This is a genomic window from Microcoleus sp. S36b_A4 (assembly GCF_036700645.1).
Taxonomy (GTDB): domain Bacteria; phylum Cyanobacteriota; class Cyanobacteriia; order Cyanobacteriales; family Microcoleaceae; genus Microcoleus.
The window spans coordinates 38460-57086 of sequence record NZ_JAUBPI010000041.1 but is presented as its reverse complement, the minus strand read 5'-3'; the positions used below and the strand labels follow the sequence as shown (position 1 = coordinate 57086).

Below are 18627 nucleotides of genomic sequence, written 5' to 3'. Positions count from 1 at the left end.
AAACTTATCTCGTCAAGGCGATCTCGAATTCACTCATTTTTCGCAATGCTGTTTTCTGACTTTTTCAGCAAGCCCTAAATAATCCAGAACGACTAATAACTAATAACTAATGACTGCTGACTTGTCGATCAACTGTTTCCCTCTTGCCCATAAGCTTGCCAAGCCAAATCCACCAGCCCGTTAACAATAGCCACAGCCACCACCGCAGAACCCTTGCGGCCCTCAATCCGAATGTGAGGAATCATCGAATCGTGCAGCCGTGACTTAGCCACGTCAACCCCCACAAACCCAGAAGGAGTCCCAATCACCAAAGCCGGTCGAATTTCCTCCGATTCAATCAAATCCACGATCGCCGACAAAGCAGTTTGAGCCTGGCCCACCACAAAAATCCCTTCAGGATAGCGTCTTGCCAAAGTTTCAATCCCCCAAGCCGCCCGCGTCCTTTCCTTTTGGGGGCGTGTCAAAGCCTCCATCGAACAGTAAACCGGATTCGCAAAGGTACTTTGGATTTGTGGCGTAATGCCCACCTGCACCATCGGCACATCTACCACGATCGTAGTTCGAGCAGCCAAAGCCGCCGCCCCAGCCTGCAAAGCCTGATCGGAAAAACTAATTAAAGACTTGTACTCAAAATCAGCAGTAGCATAAATCACGCGGCGGACTATTTCGTACTCCGCCGCGGAAAAACCGTGGTCGCCAATTTCGTTATCGATTAATCCCAGACTCTGGGCATCGCTTACGTGCCATTCCATTTGTTGGATAGCTGTCGCCTCTGAGTTGTCAGGTATCAGCTTACCAGCTTTTAGTCATTTGTTGACTGGTGAGTAACATCTACCAACTGCCAACTGCCAACTGCCAACTGCCAACTGAAAACTAAGTTTCCGACGATGAAGAAGATTTGCCCAACACCGGAGTCAGGAATGCCACCAAAACTCCGATCGCAAAACCAGCCACATTCCGAACCACAGGCAACCAGTCAGAAGTCCGAGTCACCACCGGCCCAAGTCCGAAGGCGAAAAACAGAATGCCCCACAGCGGCGAAAAAATCAGCGCCCACTGCCAAGCCACAACCTGTCCCGGCTTCCGAGGTTGAGCCGCAAACCCGCAGATGACGCCGCCAACCACCGAGGTAATTAACGTCAGAACCCACTGTTCCCTCGGCAAACCGGGAACCACGCGGCATCCGCCCTGACGCAAACAGCCTTCTATCGACTCCAAAGATTCAATAATTGCTCGATCTTCCCCATTGTCCCGCACAAAAAATTGATTACCGTAGCGGGTTTGCAGTTCCACCCAAAAAGTGCGCGGCAGCAGCGGATACAGCGAGTCGCCCACATTAAAATTGAGCAAATTGCCCCCTCGGGGGTCAGCAACTAGCAACACACTCTTGTCATCTAGCCCCCAATAGCTTTTGACAGCCAAACCGGGCGTGCGATCGTACTGAGTCAGCACTCGCAGTTTCCAGCCGGTTTCGGCTTCAAATGCCTTTAAATTTTTTGCCAAATTTTGTTCTTCAATATCTGTGAGGGCTTTAGCTAAATCAATGATCGGCGTCTGAGTTGACGGCAACAAATCGGGATTATTGAAAGCGTGGGCTGCTGGTGCGATCGTCCACACGGACAAAGCCAGACAAAATGCGACAACAGATGCTAGAAATTTTCGCGGGAAAAGCTGTGACATAGGAACTTATAATCCGGGTCTTAATTGTGAATGCTAGCTGGTGGTCTTAACCAGAGGATAAGAGAAAACTCATATTTCTTTACAATTATTTACTTTACAGGAAGCCGAGAGCAAGGGGAAGGAAAAAATAGTTTTTGAGAAAGGGGGAGGGGGAGGGGGGGAGAGAGGGAGAAAGTAGCGATCGAGCTCATCAAGGGGGTGAGTAAAATCTAAAATGCACTGAATCCCCCAATCGAAAATCTAAAATCTAAAATCGACTGAATCCCCCAATCGAAAATCTAAAATCGAAAATCTAAAATCGATTTGGTTTTGCCCCAACCCCCTCACAAAGACCCCGATCGCGATCGCTCACATTAGGATTAGTTCTCAGATAATCCCCCACCCAGTCGCAGCCCCTCACCAACAAATCATCAAGATCCAAATTCCACAAAATCACCCGATTATCTCGGCCCGCAGAAGCCAGAACCTTCCCATCCGGGCTAAAACTCACGCTCATCACGCTATCCTTGTGACCCGTCAAAGTTTTCAGCAAAGTCCCGCTGCGACTCCAAAGCTTCACCTTATGATCGTAACTACCCGAAGCAACCAACAAACCATCCGGGCTAAAACCCACGCTAGTCACGCTGTCGCTAGAACCCTTCAGCAGCGTCGCCACCAAAGTCCCATCTACCTTCCACAATTTCACCGAATTGTCGTAACCAGCCGAAGCCAGCATTTTGCCATCAGGGCTAAAAGCAACCCCCAACACAAAACTGTTGTGAGCTCCTTCAAAAGTTCTCAGCAAACGACCATCCCGATTCCAGAGTTTGAGAGTACCATCATCGCTGGCAGAAGCCAGCATCGAGCCGTCGGGACTGAAAGTCACCCCAGTCACCCAGCCTGTGTGTCCCGTCAAAGTCTTAATCAGCCTGCCGTTTCTAGTCCAGAGTTTCACAGTCTTATCCTTGCTAGCCGTTGCCAGAACCTCGCTATCGGGGCTAAAACTCACGCTCATCACGCTATCGGCGTGGGCGTCGAGAGTGAACAGCACAGAAGGCGAACACGGGAATAGCGGAGCCGAAGGACAAGGCAGAATATTATTCATGCCATCTTCTGTCAAACTCCAGACTTTCACCGTTTTGTCGTAACTCCCAGAAGCAAGTAGCTGGCCGTCGAGGCTGAAACTGACGCTGGCGACTCTCTGAGTGTGTCCTTCCAAGGTTTCTAGCAAAACTCCCGTGCGACTCCAGAGTTTGATAGTTTTGTCCGTAGAAGCAGAAGCCAGCCTTTGGCCGTCGGGGCTAAAAGTAACGCCTTGCACCCGGTTTTGGTGTCCGTCGAGGGTTTTGAGCGGCACGTCATCGAGTCGCCACAGCCTGATAGTTTTGTCAAAACTTGCCGAAGCCAAGGTTTTGCCTTCCGGGCTAAAACTCACCTGAGTAACTCGATCGGCGTGTCCCTCAAAAGTTCTCAGTAAGCGACTCTCTGGTTTAATGTTGCTAGCATCGGTTGGGCGTTTGTCGCCAACACCAGCAAGATTCCAGAGTTTGACAGTTCCGTCTGCACTTCCCGAAGCAAGTGTTTGACCATCGGGGGAGAAACTGACACCAAATACCCACTTGCTGTGTCCCCGCAAAGTTGTTAGCAGTTCACCTTTTTTAGCTGGTGTTGAATTTTCTGTTGGTGGGTGTTTGAGTGCAGCGATGCTCCAGATTTTTACAGTTTTATCTTCACCCGCACTGGCGATCGTTTCACCATCGGGGGAGAAACTGACGGTGTAAATTTTCGAGGGTTGTTTGTTTTCGCTGTGCCATAAATTAGCGATCAACCGGCCGTCAGAACTCCACAGTTTCACAGTACCGTCATCGCTCGCCACAGCGATTATTTTGCCGTCGCGGCTGAAGCTTAGCCAATTTACGGGAGCAAATTGTTCGATCGTTCGCAGCAGCGTGCCATCGGTTTTCCAAAGTTTGATAGTTTTGTCTGTAGAGCCACTGGCGATCGTTTGACCGTCCGAGCTAAAAGCAACGCTGGTAACGCTATTAGTATGCCCTTTGAAAGTTGCCAGCAAACTGCCGTCATTTTGCCAAATTTTGACAGTTTTATCTAAACTTGCCGAGGCTATGCTTTTGTTATCGGGACTGAACGCCACACAGGAGACACTGTTAGTGTGGCCTTTGAAAGTTGCCTGCAAACTGCCGTCGCGCCGCCAAAGTTTGACTGTTTTATCTACACTGGAAGAAGCTATTGTTTCGCCGTCTGGACTGAAGCTAAGACCCCAAACTACATCGCCGTGTCCTTCCAAGCGGTTGCGTTCTTTAACTCCATAAACTGCCTGCTGCAGGGCGGCAGAAATCAGAATTTCGGTGTCTTTGAGAGTAGACATTTGTTGGGAGTGTTCGATCTGTTTCCACTTTTTACCAGCTCTCAAACTTTCCATCATGGCGTCAAATTTGTTGTTTGAGAAATAAAGTGCTTCAGAAGCGGCTGTCAGGGTACTGATTTCCGCTCGCTGAGTTTGAGCGACAGCTAGCTGTTTTTGACCCACAGCCCGCCACCAAAAGTTTACGGCGGCGATGGTGGAACTGGTTAGCAGCATGACGCCGATCACTGCTAATCCCAGCAGTTGTTTGAGAAAAGTATTGGCTCGGTAGAGCTGTACTTGACTCATTTTTTTGTCTGCTTCTGCTTTGTGCAGTCTGGCTTCTAAGCCGAATCTTTGGCGGATCGGTCGCACTAAATAGTCGTGTACTAATTGATAGCGGTCTTCGGGCGCTTCCCGTAGCAGAAATAGCAAACCATGACCAACTAAAATGTCTAAAATTAAGTCGAGGTTGTCGGTTTTATTTGGTAGGCTTTCAGGGTCTTTGGCGAACTGTCGCTGTAGGGAAATTCTGTTTCTGCCGATCGCCGATAATTCGGTTTCGCGGGCATCGACTGGCTGCTGACCTGTAACTAACGAGAGTTCGTGTTTGGTTTTTATCAGTCTAACGCCTCTTTCATCTGTCAGAGAAAACAAGATTTTCCAAGCTGCGTCTTCGTTAACTGGTCCACAGTCAGAGATGACTCTTTCGAGCGATCGTTTCACTAATTCCGCTTTGGGATTGTCCCCCAACTGCTGGTATTGTGCTAGACTGGTAATACCTTCTTCTTGCAGTTGCGCTCCTACTACCTGCAATTCGATTGGTCGCACTTCTTGCAGTTCGTCTGCTAAATCTTCTACGAAGGCATCGATCAGTGCCGGCTCTAAATAAAATTCTGCCCGTTCTGTTAAGTGTCCGATGACAGCCCGCGCGTCTTTGATAGAAAAACTCCGCAGTTGGTAGCGGATGCTTTTGTCGAGAATATTATTGTTAATAGCATCAAGATTTGGGAAGCGATCGCAATCTAGTAAGTAGTGCAAATAATCTTCGCGCAAGCACAGAATTATTTTGACATAAGGCAAATTCAAAAACAAACGCAAAAAATTATAAAAAAGTTGTCTTTGTGCCACTGAAGTCGAAACAAAGAAAAACTCTTCAAATTGATCGAAAATCAGCACAGTCAACAAATTATTTGTGGCATTTTCGCGCAACTGCTCTATAATAAAAGAAGAGACTTCCGAGCTGCGAGCAGGAATAACCGAGCAACTTCTTTTGTGGATTTCCTGTAGTCCTTTCGAGATTAATTTACTTTCCTCTTCGGCTTGTTTGTCGTACAGTGCGCTGTTCAAAGCATTTTCTAACTCTACCAACCAGTCGGTGTAAACTTTGACTACTACGGGCAATGTATCGCGCGCGCCCGGAGTAATATTTTTCAAAGCTGGTACTAAGCCGGCATTGACTAGAGAACTTTTCCCGACTCCGCTGGGCCCGTGAATAATAGTTAATTTATGGTCGTCCCTGCTAATTCTTTCTAGCAAGCTATTGATATCTGTTTGCCGCGAGTAAGCTGTCATGGAGGCTGCGATGGCAGCTTGGTTTTGAGCTGAGGGGCCTGAAGGATTGACCGCTTGGCGCTGCTGCTGCAATTGGCTGGCTCCGATAAAAGCTCTAAATCCGTATTGATATTCGATCGAACGCTGGGTTTTTTTAATCCGAAACGCTTTAAGATACTCTCCCTGCTCGAAATAAACCGCTTGCAATTCCGTCAAAATATCGATGTAAAGTCGGGGGTCGTACTTCGGCTCGCTTTGAGATTGAGCCAACTCCAAAGAATGAACCGCGGCTTCCCACTGCCCTAGCTGTCGCAAACTTCTGGCTAAAAGTAAAAGATACGAACTCCTGTCGGATTTGGGATGTTGGATTTTAGATTTGGGTTCGTTACTTAACTCGTTAGAACCCACAATTTCTGGATAATTTCCCTCAAAACCCAATCTCAAATCTTCAATCAACAATCTCAAATCATTAGGCGTTTGATCCAAAATCGCCAAAGCCAACTCGGCTAGTTGGCGGGCTTGACTCCACCTCGACTCTTGCAGGGCAACTTCAGCCAAAAAGCCGTAATCTTGAGCTAGTTGGCTGGGAGTACCGTAAGTGAAGTGCAACTGCAAAGAATTTTCAGCTAATGCTTGCAACTCTCCCCAAGCTTTCAGGCGCTGCAGCACTTCTCCGAGGTGTGCTGTGACCTCAGCTACCAATTCCGGGCGTGAGGCAAGGGAGAAAGCGTTTCTAGATTTTTCCAGGCTAATCCACGCTTGTTCCCAGTGCTGGCGGTTGGCTACCGGGTTTCTGGCTGCTTGTAAGCGGTGACACAGGGCTATGTGAAACAGCACTATGCCTTCTCTCTCTAAAAATAAAATTTTGGGGACAGGATTCGACAAGGAGGAGAAGGTTTCTGGGTTTTCGGAATGTTCCAAGTTTGCTAGTTCCCAGTTGCCCGTTTTCTGCTGCCAAAATACTAAACTTTCTTGGTAGTGAATTAAGGCAGTTTCGGTTTGGTCGCTGACATAGTAATCTCGACCGAGAACGAATTGCAGGCTGGCTTTGAGGGCGGGTTCTAATTCTTCACCGCGATTTTGTAAATCTCTTAAAGCTAATTCTAGTTCTCGGCGTGGCAAAGAGCCGATCGCCAAATCGAAGGTATTGCCCGGACTCAATGGCGAATAGGAGTGGACATCTGATTGTCGTCGGTTTTGTGGCCGTGAGTTAAAAGTTAGAAAGCGTTCTCCAGGGCTGATTTCGCGATCGAGGTCGCTTTTTTCGCACTGGCTTTCGCAGGTCTCACAATTAGCGATGGTGCTGACGTTGCTACTGGCGAGTTCTTGATTGAGTTCGCCTATTTTAAAGATAGTATCGGCTCGCCTAGCGAGAAAATTAATTAATTCGTCAACGCCCATTTCAAATTTAATTGTGGCTGCGGCCCAACTTTTGAAATCCGGGGCCAGACGAATCATTTTGGTCACGATGTCATCTGTTACCCACAAAATCACTGGGCAGGAAAAATTTTTGCGAAACTCGTCTCGCACTTGATTGGTAGAAGCCATCAGTTCGTCGATCGCTACTACTGTTTCTAAACCAAATACCATCAAAGCCGAGGCAGAAACCACAGACGAGTACCCCTCCTGGAAAGTGCTTGCCTGCAGAGTAGTGTAAAGGGTTTTGACTGAAGCTGGCAGGACGATATCTTGAATTGGAACTGGGGACACTTCTCGCAGCCGCTGCGCTATTTGCTGGCGCAACTGCTTGTAGTTGCAGCGCACCAAAATTAGCGAGAATTGGTGTTGAGACATTGTGATTGACCTGACCAGAGTTTTGAGCGATCGCTCGTTGTAGTTGGCAGTTTCTTGTACCTTAATTAGATCGGTCATGCGTGCACCTCTTTTGCATTAATCAATTACCTAACGCTCGCCAATCGTGACTGAAAGCGTATCTACTTAGACAGCGCCGTCTCTGTCTGACGCCTTATCTCTGTATAAATACGTAGTTTTTCCTACTTGTTCTATCAATACTTACATAGTTATTAGATCCAATGTAAAGATATCATACCTCTCAATCTCAGAGAATGCTAGACTTCCCAATAAAATTTTAAGGTTATCTTAGATATTTTTATTCAGCTATACATAAAAGACTACAGATCATAAATAGCCAACTGCTAAGTTCACGATCATACCGACGGCTAGCTATTAGTAAACAACTCCGATATATCTGTAGCAGGCATTTAACACAACAGCAAAAAAGAATGTCGTCCGGGATGGGATTATGTGAAATTAAGAGCAACAGGTAAAAACAGAAATAGGGGGTATGACATTGCAGATATGGGAGTTGAGAGTGGGGAAAGTCCTTAGTGGTGGCAAAGTTGTACACGACAATAACATTCACCGCCTATAGCCAGCATTCAACAGAAATCAGCCAGTGGCAAAAACCGCTGACTGATGTCTTTATTAAATTGTAAGATTTCGGAGTTGTGAGCGATGAATTTTCAGTTAAATACTTTCTAATTCCCTGGTGATTAAGGGTTCTTAGAGTCACGAAGCTATCTCAAAAATCCCAACTATTTTGCTTCAGTGCGCTGCAGCCACTCCTTATATTTTCTGGTTTCTGCTAGGGCTGGATTAATCCCAAACCAACGACCTTCTTGATCGCGGTATTCAAAGACAAACATACTTCGCAACAAGATTTGAGACTCTTCTTCGCCAGTTACACTTTGTCGCTTGACGACTTGAAACAGCAATTCCCATTCCAGGTCATTGATGGCTCCCAAAAGGTCATCGCGATATTCTTGAATGACGCTTTCGAGGCATTCGCGAGAGAAGGGAGGGTCTTCGTGCTGCAAACAGCTATACAAAAGCATCAGTAGATTGCGAACGTGACCGCCACTAATCCGACAAAGCCGATCTAAAGTTTCGGGAGAGTCAAACACCTGGGAAATCAAATCAATGCGTTGATCGGGAGCAACTTTCGGGAAAGCTCTAGCTAATACTAGCTGCCGCAGCAGTGCCATTCCTTCGAGGTGGTCTTCGCCCGATCGCACTTGCACTGGTACCATCGGCATCACCTTGGGCTTGACTCCAAATCGACTGGCGAGGCGGCCGAAGTCGTTGGAAAAAATCAAAGTCAGGGGAATCGTGTAGACGACATGGCAATTAAGTTTTTTCAACTGTTCGCCACGGTCTAAAAACAGGTATTCTGGCTGGGTGCGTCCGCTGGGTTTGAGGGAGGCGTCGAGGCGATCGAGGTTGTCAACGATGACTGCGAGTCCTTTTTTGCCTTGCTGCTTGAGTTCGGCGTTAGCTTTGTTGAGGAGTTCTTCGTTGATCGACTGCAAAATGCTGTTGGTGCGGGGTTCGAGATATTGCCTAAGTTGCGATCGCAGTTTGGGAGAGTCTTTAGTTTTAGCAGTAACTCTAGCAATGCCTACAGATAACTCGGCTTCCGCGGACAAATCTATGGGAGTCTGCAAAAATTCTGCCACTTCTGCAAACAGATTGGTGAAATAGCTCGGTCTGAGTTTGATTTTAGCAGATTCCATAGTTTCGCTGACTTGGCGCGCAATGCTCAGCAAAATATCGCTGATGTCTACATCACCCATGTCTAAGTCTTGGGAAGACTCGAAGTAGACGACGCAAAAACCCTCTTGCTCTAACTCAGCTTTCAGCCGAAACAATTCCGTAGATTTGCCACAGCCGATATGTCCTGTAAATAGCTGACAGGTTGGCTCGTTGGGGGAGATGCGGGTAATGGTTCGCTGTAAAGATTCAATGATTTTGCCGCCACGCACGGAACCAAAATCAATGTAGTATTGATAATCCCCTGGGTCTCCCGCAACAAGGGTCTTGCTGGGGTTGCAGGCTTTATAGAATCTGTCTAATTCGAGTGCGATCACAATGGAAGCCGAATAAAAGTTAAAAAAGTTAATCGAAAGTCTAAACTTTCTTTAGTTGAGTTTAGTTTGATTTGTAACCTTTTGCCCTGTGGGGTAATGCCCTAAATACCCAAAGAACCTTGATCTAGTAAGGGGTTTTCCCGGCGCTGGAATTGAGAATTTTTAATTAATAATTTTTTATGACTGAGCGGGATCAGTGATATTACTGATATCAACAGGAGTATGGGTAAATTTGCGGGGATCTGGTTAAATGGTAGGGGAAAACAGGGTTCAAGAGAAAGAGATTAAACAGTTTTGAATTTGTGCTAATCCTTAATTCCTATATTGTCAAGACGTAGATGGCTAGTTTTGGAGCGGTTTCTCAAACAGAGTTAGGGCGCAGGCGCCAAAAGTTGCGGCAGCAGAGGCGCGCTCGATTGGCGGCTGTTGTGTGGCAAATGCTAGCAGCGAGCGCAATCGCTGGAGGTTTGCTGTGGTGGATTGCTCAGCCGGCTTGGTTGATTGCCCGATCGGAACAAGTGAAGGTGGAGGGCAATCAGTGGCTGTCGGATAAGGCGGTGCGGTCTTTGGTGCCGCTGTCTTACCCGCAGTCGCTGTGGGGGATTCAACCGCAGGCCCTGGCCGAAAAGCTGGAGTCAACGGGGCCCATAGCCCAAGCGAAGGTGACTCGTAACTTGTTTCCGCCAAGTTTGACTATAGAAGTGGCAGAACGCCTGCCAGTGGCGGTGGCCCAGCCGAATACGGTGTTGAGATCGAACAGTGACAAGGAAAAAGTGGGGTGGCTGGACGCTCGCGGAGGTTGGATGCCGTCGGATAGTTATACTGCTGCACGATCGCAGAATAGTTCGATCGGGTCCGGCAGCATTCCGGGAACGCAGCCTCAGCGTTCTTTGCCCACTTTAAAAGTCATTGGGCCTTTGGAACAGTATCGCGCCTCTTGGCCGAAGTTTTACCAAGGACTCAGCGGCTTGACGGTGAAAGTGTTTGAGATTAATTGGCAAAACCCGAACAACTTGATCTTGAAAACAGAGATCGGTACCGTACACTTAGGGCCTTACAGTTCCAGGACTGCGGAGCAACTTAAGGTTTTAGACCGAATGCGACAATTGCCAAAACAGCTAGATTCAAGCAAAATAGCCTACATTGACTTAAAAAATCCTGCTTCGCCGATCGTCCATTTGCCCGAACTACCCGGCAGTTTGGAGAGTTCAACTCCGGCACCCACTCGCGCCCGAAATTGATCCTCTGTCAACAAAAGGTAGAAGGCATCGATCGGACGGCAGAATTTTTAGCCATCAGGATCAATACGCAGCACTGGAAATAAGGACTGTTTTTTGATATCGAGTCGGGAAAAAAAATCTGATTTTTCTTTCCATCCCGATGCCTCTGAGGCTAGTATCCATTTTTTTTCCTTCTGCCTTGCTTACAACTGCCTTAATCCGGTCAAGTACCTGGATGGCGTCAAGCGAGGTCTGGGCTAGCGAGGTCTGCCAAATCCGAGATTGCTAACATTAAGCATCGACCAGTGTTAGTTTTTCGCGCAACTTAGCCTATAGTTGATTGTGAATTGGCGTTTAGTTAAAAAGCTGTAATCTACTATCCCCGACTCTAATGAAGCTTAATAATAGACAGGGGTCTGACCAAGACAGTCCCCCTTCGGAAGAAGTAAAAAATTTTCCGGTGGCTGCAGATTCCGCCAATCCCTTTAGACGCAAGTCTGGTTATGTAAATGTAGATAGTATTGATATCGATCCTATGGTCAATCCCAAAGACATAATGCCCAGCAGTGCCGCCAAAATCAAAGTAATTGGCGTCGGCGGCGGTGGGGGCAACGCCGTTAACCGGATGATTGCTAGCGAGGTTTCTGGTGTCGAGTTTTGGTGCGTGAATACAGATTCCCAAGCTCTGGTTCTCTCAAATGCTCCGAAACGCTTGCAAGTCGGACAGAAGTTGACGCGCGGTTTGGGGGCAGGGGGCAATCCGGCGATCGGTCAAAAGGCTGCGGAGGAATCTCGCGACGAGGTTGCTAATGCTCTGAATCATGCGGATTTGGTATTTATCACAGCCGGCATGGGCGGCGGTACCGGCACGGGCGCGGCTCCGATCGTGGCTGAGGTCGCTAAGGAAATGGGCGCCTTGACTGTAGGGATAGTGACGCGGCCTTTCACGTTTGAGGGACGGCGGCGCACCAGCCAAGCTGAGGAAGGAATTGCGGCTTTGCAAACTCGGGTGGATACGCTGATCGTGATTCCTAACGACAAGCTGCTGTCTGTGATTTCCGAACAAATGCCGGTACAAGAGGCTTTTCGAGTTGCTGACGATATCCTGCGCCAAGGGGTTCAGGGTATTTCTGACATTATTACTATTCCCGGTTTAGTGAATGTTGACTTTGCTGACGTGCGGGCAGTAATGGCAGATGCGGGTTCGGCTTTGATGGGCATCGGCGTGGGTTCTGGCAAGTCGCGGGCTAGGGAGGCTGCGATGCAGGCTATTTCTTCGCCTCTGCTGGAAGCTTCGTCTATTGAGGGCGCTAGAGGTGTGGTGTTTAACATCACTGGCGGTACTGACATGACGCTGCACGAAGTGAATGCGGCGGCTGAGACGATTTACGAGGTTGTCGATCCGAATGCCAATATTATTTTTGGAGCGGTAATTGACGAGCGGCTTCAGGGCGAAATTAAGATTACTGTGATCGCTACTGGTTTTTCGGGGGAAGTTCCTTCGCCTCCGACTCCGGGGCGGACGCAAAATGTTAATGCTCCTTGGCGGGCTGCAACTGTGCCGACGACTCCTGCTCAACAGACGCCCGATCCGAAAGCGAAACCGCCGCAGGATTTGGGATTGGATATTCCTGAGTTTTTGCGTAACCGTCGCCCGCCAAGATGATTTTAGATTTTAGATTTTAGATTTTGGATTTTGGATTTTGGGTTGAATCTCCAATCTCCAATCTCCAATCTAAAAAATCGAAAATCTCCAGTCGAAAATCCCCAATCGAAAATCTAAAATCTAAAATCCAAAATCTCCAAGGTTTGGCCTGGTTCGGGTTCGAGGAGTTGGGTGGAGAGGCCGGATTTTGCTAGTAAATCGCGAAATTCGGGAATGCTGCCGATCGATCGCACTAACATTGGTAAAATGCCTGTGGCTCGGATGTCTCCCGCCGCTGTAGGCAGAAAAAACCGAGGTTTCAGTGTTTGGGCGAGGCTGATGGCTTCCGAAGGCCCGATGATGACTTGTCCGAGGAATGGGAATATTTGACCGATGACTGGGGCGATGGCTACGTCTACTGTGTCTATTTTCTGTTTGACTTTTTCTAATGGTGGCAGGTGCGGTTCGTAATAAAGTGTCTCGCCGCTGCTTAAATCTTTGAGCAAGTAGCCGTTTTCTTCTTGTCCGGGCCCAATTTCGGCTCCGGGTACGGCGGTTATTTGTAACTTTTCTTTAAAATTCAAGTCTTGCCAATTTGCTAAAGATGTGATATTGGTGTAGCCTAAACTGCTGAGGACTTTGGCGGCGGTGGGTGAGGCGATCGCGGGAATTGTACGATCGAGCAATTCGAGTGTTGGCCTGTGGCAGTGGTCGTCTAATCCTTGGGAAATTAGGATGAGGTCGATCGGCGGTAAGGTGCTGGGAGTGAAGGCGACGGGGGTGTTGTGGTAGGCGGTGAACAGCCAGGGTTGACCGTAAAATACGAGCGGATCGACCAGCCAGGGATCGACGAGGATGGTTTGGCCACAGATGTGGAAGATCCAAGAGTTGAGGTCGATTCGGGTGATTTTCACAGTTGTTTGCAATAATTCTTTACATTGGTTTTAATCATAGCTAATTTTGTTTGGAGAATTTTAACCGCAGATGAGGGCGGATGAGCGCTGATGAACGCGGATAAGATGGGATTTTGTAACCGCAGATGTGGGCGGATGAGCGCTGATGAACGCGGATAAGATGGGATTTATCTGCGTTTGTTTGCGTTTATCTGCGGTTGCAAAAAAGATGATTAAATCGAAGATTCCTGTGGCTTTGACTGTGGCTGGTTCGGATAGTGGCGGCGGGGCTGGGATTCAGGCGGATTTGCGGACTTTTGCGTTTCACTGCGTGCACGGTACGAGTGCTTTGACTTGCGTGACGGCTCAAAATACTTTGGGGGTGATGCGAGTTGATGCTTTGTCTGCTGAGGCTGTGGCGGCTCAAATTGAGGCGGTGGTTGGGGATATTGGGGTGGATGCTGTGAAAACTGGGATGCTGCTAAATCGGGAAATTATGGCGGCTGTGGCTTCACAGGTTGAGACTTTGGGAATAGGGAATTTGGTTGTCGATCCGGTGATGGTTTCACGATCGGGCGATCGATTGATTGATGAGGGGGCGATCGCCTTTTTGCGGGATATTTTGATTCCAATGGCTGCTGTCGTGACTCCGAATCGGTTTGAGGCTCAAATTTTGAGCGGTTTAGAGATTGTTTCTCTAGACGATATGCGATCGGCAGCGCAGCAGATTTATCGTTTGGGTGCGAAAGCTGTTTTGGTGAAGGGCGGCGGGATGGCGGGAGATTTGCGGGGAATTGATGTTTGGTTTGATGGTACGCGGTTGGAGACTTTGCAGGTTGAGACTGTTGATACTGGGAATACTCACGGGACTGGTTGTACTTTGAGTGCTGCGATCGCCGCTAATTTAGCTTTGGGGAAAGATTTGTTTACAGCGGTAACATTGGCTAAGGATTATGTGACTAATGCTCTCAAATATGCTTTGGATATTGGGGAAGGCCAAGGCCCAGTAGGTCATTTTTTCCCGCTTTTAGTGAAATAAGAAGTCATTGATTATTGGTTATTTATTTGTTGCTAGCTTGGGCCTGCTAATAACAACTGTCAACTGTCAACTGTCAACAATTAGTTAATTTCTTAATTTTTCAGGCGATAAAGCGATCGCCACCAAGTCTTCGATTTTCTTAATATTCGGATCGCCCGCCAAATAACCAATCCCTCGGTGCAAGTGCAGGCGAAACTGTTTGGCTAGAGTTTCTTTTTCTGTGCCTAAATTGTCTTGATAACAGCGCTGCTTGAGGGCCATTATTAGGATATCGGCCATGTCGCCGCCGAAGACATCCCAGCTTAATTCGACGTTGCTGTCGCTGGGAATTGGTACTGGGGATGGGATGCTGGGCTCGGCGAGCGATCGGCAAAATCCCCACCTGCATAGAATATTCCACTGATCGATTTTGGTCGATCGTTTCAGTTTTGATAGTTGGTCTTTGCCTGTTTGGGAGAGGCGGATGCGATCGACTGGTGGTTCCATAGGTTGATGATTTGTTACCGCAGATGAGGGCAGATGAACACGGATTAACGCAGATGATAGCATGAGATTGGAGCTGCGGTTTAGAAGTTGTGGACTATTCGTTTAATTTCTACTTTGGGGTTGCCGAAATTAATTAGCAAGCAGATGGTTATTTTTGTAGCTTTTATGACATTGAGACACTGTGCTGTTTCTCTTTCACCCAGTGATTTGATAGCTTTGAATTCTACAAGCACGGCTCTTTCCACTAACACATCTGGCACAAACTTCCCAACAATTATATCTTCGTAATGGACATAAATTGTAAACTGAGGTTCAACCAACATTCCTGTTTTCCGAAGTTCATAAACCAAAGCATTCTCATAAACTTTCTCTAAAAATCCGTAACCCAACCTATTCCCAACCTTAAAAGCACACCCAATAATTTTTTCCGTAATCTCATTAAGTTCCAATCTGCGTTCATCCGTGTTCATCTGCCCTCATCTGCGGTTCCAAAAATCCCACATCCAAAACTCTACCAAAAATCACCTTCTGCTACAATGTAAAATCAAATCTGCGTTCATCAGCGCTCATCTGCCATCATCTGCGGTTCATTAACAAATTTTTACACGGCGCGGGCTTGATTAAATCGGCGGTTTTTGGTATTGTATTTCTAGTAGGATTTATCCTATATAATCGGATACTAGCAAAAATAAAATTTTCACAACCATCCCATTATTATATACATATTACCGCAACTCCCCAGCAAAGTCAAGGGAGTTGTGGCTATTTTTTAGGGCGAATTTTTATTCCCAGAAGTAACCTTTTTCGACGGTGGTTTGGTGTTTGGCGGAGTCGTATTTGAGGAGATAGCTGTGGGCGATCGCCTCTAATTCTTGGAGTTTTTCGTATTCTACTTTTCTAATTTCCGTGTCGGTAGAAAGCAGGATGACTTGGTGGCTGGCCGAGGGGAAATAGCGTTCCACTAGGTTGTTTCTGTGGGAGGAGTCGAGGCGGCCCAAGGGAGTGTCGATCGCGACTGGCAATTGTCTCCCGGATACTCTAGCCAATCCCCACAAAAAGGCGATCGCCAGCAATTGTTTTTCCCCGGCTGAAAGTCGGTGTTTGGGTACCGGTTTGCCTTCTGGATCGTAAATGGAGAGGCTAAATGTTTGAGTGTCGATCGCAACTCTGTGCACGAGGTCGGTTTTGTGCAACAGGTAGCGGAAACAGTCGGTAATTTCTATTTCGAGTTTATTGAGTTTTTTGAGGGTGAGTTTTTCTTTAAAGAGTTTCAGAGTAGCTTGGGCTTTAGCGATCGAAGCGATGACGTGTTGGCTGTTTCTGATGGTGATGTATTCGCTGCTGTAGTTTTCTAGTTCTTTTTGGTTTTTGGCTAATTCTCTCTCTAATTCATCGACGCGGCGGTTGGCTGATTCCAAGGCTGCGGCTGCGATAGCGACTGCTTTTTGGGCTTTTCTGACCTCATCTTCTAGTTTTTCGTAGGCTTCGGGGGAAGCGGCGGCTGCGAGTTGTCTGTCTGTAAAGTCGATTTCTGCTTCGATGCTTTTGATTTCTTCTATTTGATCGCGGGCTAGAATTTGCTGGGCTTTGATTTGGTAGCTAAGGAGGTTTTCTAGTTGCTGGATGCTGTTGTTATCGGCGTTCATCCAGGGAGGAACGTTTGTTCCGGCTTGCTGTTCGAGTTCTTGGTTTTCTTGGCGGATGAAGTCTTGAATTTTATCTAGCTGTTGGGGATTTAAGGAGATTTCCGCAATATAGTTGAGAAGGCGATCGCTTCTTTGTTTGATAACATTTTGGGCAATCTTTGCTTGCTGCTGGCTGGCTTCTGTTTCTGCTTGAATTTTTGCTTCACTTAGCAATGGCGAAATTAAGGCTAGTGGTAGCGTATTTGATGCCAATTCCATCATGGCTTGACGGGTTTTGTCTGCCTGATTTCTGTAGTCATTTAGCTTGCTGTCTAGCTGACTGCGATCGGCGGCAATCTTCCCGCCTTCATAGATAAATTTTTCTGATGCTTGTTGCTGATTTTTTTGAGCTTTATCTAACTCGTTTTTAAAGCTGGCTTGTTCTTGCTTAGCTAACTCTATTTCATCAGTAATTTTCTTAAAAGTTTGTTCAATTTTTTCTAAAGCAGCCAAGTCTTTTTTGCCAGCAATTTCTTTCCGCTTGCGGCCGGCCAATATTTCTAAATCGACGGCGAGGCGTTCTGCTAATTCTAAACCTAAAAGAGATTTAATCGCCCCGACGACGAACTCCGGCGGTGTTTCGAGTTCGGCGAGTTCTTTTACTTGTTCGCCGTCAAATAAAAATAGGTTGGATATTCCGACGGGTAAAAGGGTTTCGATGTATTCGTCCCAAGTGTTAGTAATTGCTTTGTCCGACCACCAATCACTGACTATCTCGCTGTATATAAGAATGCTTAGGTTGTCTTTGATATCTAATTTTTTCCAGTATCTAACTATTTTGAATTGAGTTAATTTGTCGTCTTGGACTTGTTCAAATGTTAGTTCGACGCGGGTATCTTCTAATGGGGGAGTGTGGCGGTTGACGCATTGATTGAGAAAGTCGCTGTAGCTTAAATTGCCTCTGGTGGAACATTGGGCGCGGCCACCGTAGAGGGCGAGGCGAATGGCGTCCATGAGGGTGGTTTTGCCGCCGCCATTCATGCCGCCAAATAAAATGACTGGGCAGGGATTTCCGTCTTTTTCGGGGCGGAGATTGATGGTTTGGGTGCCTGCATAGGGGCCGAAGTTTTTGAGGACGAGTTCGAGGAATTGCATTGTAGATGTATATGTTGTTGGTTGGTGGGGGGGCGGTTAGCAGCGGATTTGGTAGCGGATTTAGCGGATGGGTGGTTGGTGGGGGGCGGTTATTGGCAAGGGATTTGGTAGCGGATTTAGCGGATGGGTGGTTGGTGGGGGGCGGTTATTGGCAAGGGATTTGGTAGCGGATTTAACGGATGGGTGGTTGGTGGGGGGCGGTTATTGGCAAGGGATTTGGTAGCGGATTTAACGAATGGGTGGTTGGTGGGGGGCGGTTATTGGCAAGGGATTTGGTAGCGGATTTAACGGATGAATGGTTGGTGGGGGGCGGTTAGTAGGGGATTTAACGGATGGGTGGTTGGTTGGTTGGTGGCTAGTAACGGATTTGGTAATCAGCCACTAATTATCCGCTACATCCGTTACAAAATCCGCTGCTAACCGTTCCCTCCCTTGCTACCAATCAATTACATCGGTTGAATCTTCCTCTTCGTTTTGGGACTGAATGTTAGGAGGTAATGGGAGTTCGTCATGTGTTTCTTCATAGGTTCCTGCACTTCCTCTCGTCCAACCTCTGCCATTTGTTTTCGGCCGCCACAAGTATGGTTGAATGTGTTGTTGCCAACCTTGTACGGATTTTGGTGGGAGAATGCGGTGATATTCTAATTTACTGCGACCAAAGTTGATAAATAAACCTACTTTCGCTCCTGTCGATGCTAAGTAAGCTATGATTTGAGCTTTGTCTTTATCGGTCATTGGATAATTTACGGCTTTATCTTCTACTACAATACCTTCATTCACCCAATGGTCTAGATAGAGGATTCCCATCCAAACTTGACCGTCATAAATTTGTCTGGGATACTCCATTTCTGTTGTTAAACTGGATTCTATCATTTCTGCATCAAAGGCTCTTTGGTAATGTTTTTCTCTTAAACCTTTTTGGGTCCTCCGGTGTACTCTCATTGCACAGCCGATGATGCTGTATGTAAGCTCCTGATGGGGAATATTAGGATTAATCATGGTCGTAAAAATTTTGTAATTTCAACGATGAGGGTTGGGTAATAATGAGGTTAGTTGACAGCCTATTGTATCCGATCGATCGGGGGGTGGCTGTCAACAAGTT

The 18627-nt window shown here is 47.2% G+C and carries 14 protein-coding genes; 5 read left to right on the top strand and 9 right to left on the bottom strand.

The features are described 5' to 3' along the window. Nucleotides 1–128: 128 nt before the first annotated feature. From QUA03_RS15270 to QUA03_RS15255, 4 genes are all read right to left on the bottom strand, one after another. Nucleotides 129–752, bottom strand: coding sequence for a precorrin-8X methylmutase (locus tag QUA03_RS15270; RefSeq protein ID WP_333152258.1), 624 nt, complete (start codon nt 750–752; stop codon nt 129–131). Nucleotides 753–873: 121 nt separating this feature from the next. Further along, a complete protein-coding gene (locus QUA03_RS15265; protein ID WP_333082425.1) occupies nt 874–1680 on the bottom strand; it encodes a TPM domain-containing protein in 807 nt (268 codons plus the stop codon). 292 nt (nt 1681–1972) lie between these two features. Continuing rightward, a complete protein-coding gene (locus QUA03_RS15260) occupies nt 1973–7447 on the bottom strand; it encodes a WD40 domain-containing protein (RefSeq protein ID WP_333213126.1) in 5475 nt (1824 codons plus the stop codon). Nucleotides 7448–8130: 683 nt separating this feature from the next. Then, nucleotides 8131–9462 (bottom strand): P-loop NTPase fold protein, encoded by a 1332-nt coding sequence (locus tag QUA03_RS15255; protein WP_333213125.1) that lies wholly within the window; start codon nt 9460–9462, stop codon nt 8131–8133. A 338-nt stretch (nt 9463–9800) separates the two neighbouring features. On the opposite strand from QUA03_RS15255, the gene QUA03_RS15250 reads away from it, so the two are divergent. Beyond that, nucleotides 9801–10703, top strand: a complete 903-nt coding sequence (locus QUA03_RS15250) for an FtsQ-type POTRA domain-containing protein (RefSeq protein ID WP_333213124.1) — start codon at nt 9801–9803, stop codon at nt 10701–10703. Between the two features lie 370 nt (nt 10704–11073). Then, nucleotides 11074–12348: a cell division protein FtsZ gene (gene ftsZ, locus QUA03_RS15245; RefSeq protein WP_190660599.1), complete on the top strand. Its 1275-nt coding sequence runs from the start codon at nt 11074–11076 to the stop codon at nt 12346–12348. A 113-nt stretch (nt 12349–12461) separates the two neighbouring features. On the opposite strand, the gene QUA03_RS15240 is transcribed toward ftsZ, so the two are convergent. Beyond that, nucleotides 12462–13241 (bottom strand): MBL fold metallo-hydrolase, encoded by a 780-nt coding sequence (locus tag QUA03_RS15240; protein WP_333213123.1) that lies wholly within the window; start codon nt 13239–13241, stop codon nt 12462–12464. Nucleotides 13242–13449: 208 nt separating this feature from the next. Here QUA03_RS15240 and thiD point away from each other — a divergent pair, with 208 nt between their 5' ends. Continuing rightward, nucleotides 13450–14259 carry a bifunctional hydroxymethylpyrimidine kinase/phosphomethylpyrimidine kinase gene (gene thiD / locus QUA03_RS15235; protein WP_333213122.1) on the top strand — a complete coding sequence of 270 codons (810 nt, stop codon included), beginning with the start codon at nt 13450–13452 and terminating at the stop codon, nt 14257–14259. 84 nt (nt 14260–14343) lie between these two features. Here the strand turns inward: thiD and dndE are convergent, their stop codons facing one another. The 3 genes from dndE to dndD all read right to left on the bottom strand — a co-directional run bounded on the left by dndE (nt 14344) and on the right by dndD (nt 17525). Next, a complete protein-coding gene (gene dndE / locus QUA03_RS15230) occupies nt 14344–14745 on the bottom strand; it encodes a DNA sulfur modification protein DndE (protein WP_333206025.1) in 402 nt (133 codons plus the stop codon). An 80-nt stretch (nt 14746–14825) separates the two neighbouring features. Beyond that, a complete protein-coding gene (locus QUA03_RS15225) occupies nt 14826–15215 on the bottom strand; it encodes a GxxExxY protein (protein ID WP_333213121.1) in 390 nt (129 codons plus the stop codon). Between the two features lie 312 nt (nt 15216–15527). Continuing rightward, nucleotides 15528–17525 carry a DNA sulfur modification protein DndD gene (dndD, locus tag QUA03_RS15220; RefSeq protein WP_333213120.1) on the bottom strand — a complete coding sequence of 666 codons (1998 nt, stop codon included), beginning with the start codon at nt 17523–17525 and terminating at the stop codon, nt 15528–15530. Nucleotides 17526–17530: 5 nt separating this feature from the next. Between dndD and QUA03_RS15215 the strand changes: the two genes are divergently transcribed. Together QUA03_RS15215 and QUA03_RS15210 are read left to right on the top strand one after the other, a co-directional pair. Continuing rightward, nucleotides 17531–17692 (top strand): hypothetical protein, encoded by a 162-nt coding sequence (locus QUA03_RS15215; protein ID WP_333213119.1) that lies wholly within the window; start codon nt 17531–17533, stop codon nt 17690–17692. 12 nt (nt 17693–17704) lie between these two features. After that, the gene (locus QUA03_RS15210) at nt 17705–17842 is read left to right on the top strand and encodes a hypothetical protein (RefSeq protein WP_333213118.1); all 138 of its coding nucleotides are present in this window, start codon (nt 17705–17707) and stop codon (nt 17840–17842) included. A gap of 118 nt (nt 17843–17960) precedes the next feature. On the opposite strand, the gene QUA03_RS15205 is transcribed toward QUA03_RS15210, so the two are convergent. Continuing rightward, nucleotides 17961–18524 carry a GxxExxY protein gene (locus QUA03_RS15205; protein ID WP_333213117.1) on the bottom strand — a complete coding sequence of 188 codons (564 nt, stop codon included), beginning with the start codon at nt 18522–18524 and terminating at the stop codon, nt 17961–17963. Nucleotides 18525–18627: the final 103 nt, after the last annotated feature.